Origin of the sequence: Streptomyces sp. SID5910 (genome assembly GCF_009862125.1) — a bacterium.
Lineage (GTDB): Bacteria > Actinomycetota > Actinomycetes > Streptomycetales > Streptomycetaceae > Streptomyces.
Window position 1 is genome coordinate 1 of the sequence record NZ_WWHX01000236.1, and the last position, 3,835, is coordinate 3,835.

Sequence of the window (3,835 nt, forward strand, 5' to 3'; positions counted from 1 at the left end):
ACCCGTGCCGCCCCAGCGGCACTGCTGCCCGCAGCTGGGGCGGCCACGTAGCGGCCCGCAGCTAGGGCGGGATGGCGGGGCGGGGGTGGGTGACGCTGCCCGCAGCTAGCGGGGCTGGGTGGTGGGGCGCCGCGGCTACGAGGTGGGGTGGGCGTTGGCGTCTGTGCGGGCCTGGCTTCTGGCTCTGCGGGCTGGGCCTCGCCAGCCGCAGGTGCAGCGGGCCATGCAGAAGGCGCCCTGTTCGACCGTGGACGTGAGGTGTTCCGGGATGTCCTGGGGAGCTTCGCTAGCGTCCTGCTGAGCCACGGCCACAACGTTACCGGCGTCGCCCACCCGTCGTTAACCGGGACGGCAGGGGGTCCGGGACGGGCCGTGTCGGCTGGGGTAGGTGGCGATGGTCGGGCGGGAGAGGGAGCGGCGGGGCAGGAGGGCGGGCGCGGCCTCCGTCGCCGGGGCCGTGGTCGGCGTGGGGCTGGCCGCCGCCGGGTGCTCCGGGCAGGGGGCCGCCGTGCAGGACGCCCGGCCCGGCGATCCCGTCCGCGTACTGCACCGCGCCGCGGACCGTCTGGTGGCCGCCGGCAGCTCCAGGACCCGCACCGCCATGGAGATGGCGAGTGGCGGGACGCGGGTGACCATCCGCGGCGAGGGTGTGTACGACTTCCGCGAGCGGCTCGGCAGGCTGAAGGTGCGGCTGCCGCAGGACCCCGCCGGCACGAGCGGGCACCGGCCGATCACCGAGCTGCTGGCGCCCGGCGCCCTGTTCATGAAGAACCGGGGCGCCGGCGTGCCCGACGACAAGTGGGTGCGGGTCCAGACCGCCTCGCTGTCCGACGGGAACCTCGTGACCGGCGGGGCGACCGATCCGTTCGCCGCCGCCGAGGTGCTGCGGGGGACGCGGACGGCGACGTACGTGGGGCGCACCGAGGTCGCGGGGACCGCCGTACGGCACTACCGGGGGACCGCCGATCTCGCCCGGGCGGCGCGGGCCGCCTCCGACGGCAACCGGAACGCGCTGGCCGCGGCGGCCGAGGGCTTCGCCACCGTCGAGGTGCCCTTCGACGTCTATCTCGACGACGCGGGCCGCATCCGCAAGGTCCGGCACCGGTTCAGCTTCGCCAACGGGCAGGGCGAGGGCACCGTGGCCGTCGCCTCGACGACACTGCTCTACGACTTCGGCGCCGCCGTGCGCGTACGGCTGCCCGAGGAGGACGACATCTACGCCGGGAAGATCGCCGAGGGGGCGGGGACCGGCGTGGGCGGCAAGAACTAGCCCTTCCGTGCCATGCGCGGTGCGTAGGCCGCTCCCTACTCTAGGAAGCCGGTGACGGCAGAGACGAGGTGACGCGCGTGGCTCCGGTCGGCGGTACGGCAGTTCAGGACCACGTGGCACTCGCCGAGATAGAGCTCTGCGGAGAGCTGATCATCGCGGCCTCGGCCGCCCGGGAGCGGCTCAGTCTGGAGAGCATCGACGAGGTGCTGCGGGTCGCCGAGGAGCGCGGTTCCGGCGCCGACCAGTAGGCGGGGCCGGCTCAGGTGCGCAGCAGGCGGCCGATCGCCTTCGTCGCCTCCTCCACCTTCGCGTCGATCTCCGCGCCGCCCTTGACGGCCGCGTCGGCGACGCAGTGGCGCAGGTGCTCCTCCAGGAGCTGGAGGGCGAAAGACTGGAGGGCCTTGGTCGAGGCGGAGACCTGGGTGAGTATGTCGATGCAGTAGACGTCCTCGTCGACCATGCGCTGGAGGCCGCGGATCTGGCCCTCGATGCGGCGCAGCCGCTTGAGGTGCTCGTCCTTCTGCTTGTGGTAGCCGTGCACGCCGCGGTCGTGGTCCGTGACGACGTCCGTACCGTCCGTCTCCACCGTGTCCACGGTGGCGGAGGGCGCGCCTGCGCCGGCCTCGGTGGTCGTCATCGCGTCCTCCTGTGGGACAGTTTGCGGACATATACCCCTGGTGGGTATATGGTACCGAATTTTACGGGGTAGGGGAGCCCTGGACGCAGCCCGGAGCGCGGCCCCGGGTCGCCCCCCTGCTCATCACTGTGCCTCATGGGCGACACTGGGGGACGGCCCGTTAGCCGTGGCCGGATGATGCGCCTAGCATCAGCCTGACCGAAACCGATGCATCCCGAGGACCCCACGTGCGCTTTCGTCTGACCCCCAGGGAGACGAGCTTCTACGACATGTTCGCCGCATCCGCGGACAACATCGTCACGGGCTCCAAGCTCCTGATGGAACTGCTCGGGGCGGACGCATCCGCCCGGGCCGAGATCGCAGAGCGTATGCGGGCCGCAGAACACGCGGGTGACGACGCCACGCACGCGATCTTCCACCAGCTGAACTCCTCGTTCATCACGCCCTTCGACCGCGAGGACATCTACAACCTCGCGTCCTCCCTCGACGACATCATGGACTTCATGGAGGAGGCCGTCGACCTGGTCGTCCTCTACAACGTCGAGGAGCTGCCCAAGGGCGTCGAGCAGCAGATCGAGGTGCTGGCGCGGGCCGCCGAGCTGACCGCCGAGGCCATGCCGAACCTGCGCACGATGGACAACCTCACCGAGTACTGGATCGAGGTCAACCGGCTGGAGAACCAGGCCGACCAGATCCACCGCAAGCTGCTCGCGCACCTCTTCAACGGCAAGTACGAGGCCATCGAGGTGCTCAAGCTGAAGCAGATCGTGGACGTGCTCGAAGAGGCTGCCGACGCGTTCGAGCACGTCGCGAACACGGTGGAGACCATCGCGGTCAAGGAGTCCTGACCCCTTCATGGACACCTTCGCTCTGATCGTGACCATCGGGGTCGCGCTCTTCTTCACGTACACCAACGGTTTCCACGACTCGGCGAACGCGATCGCGACGTCCGTGTCGACGCGGGCGCTGACGCCTCGGGCGGCGCTCGCGATGGCCGCCGTGATGAATCTCGCCGGTGCCTTTCTCGGCTCCGGGGTCGCCAAGACCGTCAGCGAGGGGCTGATCGAGACGCCCGAGGGGTCGAAGGGGATGGGCATCCTCTTCGCGGCGCTCATCGGCGCCATCGTGTGGAACCTCATCACCTGGTACTTCGGCCTGCCCTCGTCGTCCTCGCACGCGCTGTTCGGCGGCATGGTCGGCGCGGCGCTCGCGGGCAGTACGACCGTGTACTGGCACGGGGTCGTCGACAAGGTCGTCATTCCGATGTTCGTGTCGCCGGTGATCGGTCTGGTCGTCGGCTATCTCGTCATGACGGCGATCATGTGGATGTTCCGGCGGTCCAACCCCCACAAGGCCAAGCGCGGCTTCCGTATCGCGCAGACGGTGTCGGCGGCGGGCATGGCGCTGGGACACGGTCTCCAGGACGCGCAGAAGACCATGGGCATCGTGGTGATGGCGCTGGTCATCGCCGACGTCGAGGACTACGGCGATCCGATCCCGGTGTGGGTGAAGATCGCCTGCGCGCTGATGCTGTCGCTCGGGACGTACGCGGGTGGCTGGCGGATCATGCGGACGCTGGGGCGGAAGATCATCGAGCTGGATCCGCCGCAGGGGTTCGCCGCGGAGACGACGGGGGCGTCGATCATGTTCGGGTCGGCGTTCCTGTTCCACGCGCCGATCTCGACGACGCATGTGATCACGTCGGCGATCATGGGTGTGGGGGCGACGAAGCGGGTCAACGCGGTGCGGTGGGGGGTCGCGAAGAACATCATCCTGGGGTGGTTCATCACGATGCCTGCGGCTGCGGTGGTGGCCGCGTGTTCTTACTGGCTGGTGGATCTGGCGTTCCTGTAGCGCGGCCTGGGGGTGGGTTTGCGCGGCTCGGCGCTACGAGGTGCCGCTGCGCCCACCCGTGCCGCCCCAGCGGC

Annotated in this window: 5 protein-coding genes; 4 read left to right on the plus strand and 1 reads right to left on the minus strand. The window is 70.0% G+C overall.

What is annotated here, in order from left to right; genetic code table 11:
* The first annotated feature begins 394 nt into the window (after nucleotides 1-394).
* On the plus strand, nucleotides 395-1,270 hold the full coding sequence (locus tag GTW67_RS08550; protein WP_161164209.1) for an SCO4651 family lipoprotein: 876 nt from the start codon (nucleotides 395-397) through the stop codon (nucleotides 1,268-1,270).
* A gap of 68 nt (nucleotides 1,271-1,338) precedes the next feature.
* The gene (locus GTW67_RS36895) at nucleotides 1,339-1,518 is read left to right on the plus strand and encodes a hypothetical protein (protein ID WP_346010602.1); all 180 of its coding nucleotides are present in this window, start codon (nucleotides 1,339-1,341) and stop codon (nucleotides 1,516-1,518) included.
* Between the two features lie 11 nt (nucleotides 1,519-1,529).
* Here the strand turns inward: GTW67_RS36895 and GTW67_RS08555 are convergent, their stop codons facing one another.
* Nucleotides 1,530-1,907, minus strand: a complete 378-nt coding sequence (locus GTW67_RS08555) for a metal-sensitive transcriptional regulator (RefSeq protein ID WP_161164207.1) — start codon at nucleotides 1,905-1,907, stop codon at nucleotides 1,530-1,532.
* 227 nt (nucleotides 1,908-2,134) lie between these two features.
* Here GTW67_RS08555 and GTW67_RS08560 point away from each other — a divergent pair, with 227 nt between their 5' ends.
* Both GTW67_RS08560 and pitH read left to right on the plus strand, forming a co-directional pair.
* A complete protein-coding gene (locus tag GTW67_RS08560) occupies nucleotides 2,135-2,755 on the plus strand; it encodes a DUF47 domain-containing protein (RefSeq protein WP_003974832.1) in 621 nt (206 codons plus the stop codon).
* A 7-nt stretch (nucleotides 2,756-2,762) separates the two neighbouring features.
* Nucleotides 2,763-3,761, plus strand: coding sequence for a low-affinity phosphate transporter PitH (gene pitH / locus GTW67_RS08565; RefSeq protein ID WP_161164208.1), 999 nt, complete (start codon nucleotides 2,763-2,765; stop codon nucleotides 3,759-3,761).
* Nucleotides 3,762-3,835: the final 74 nt, after the last annotated feature.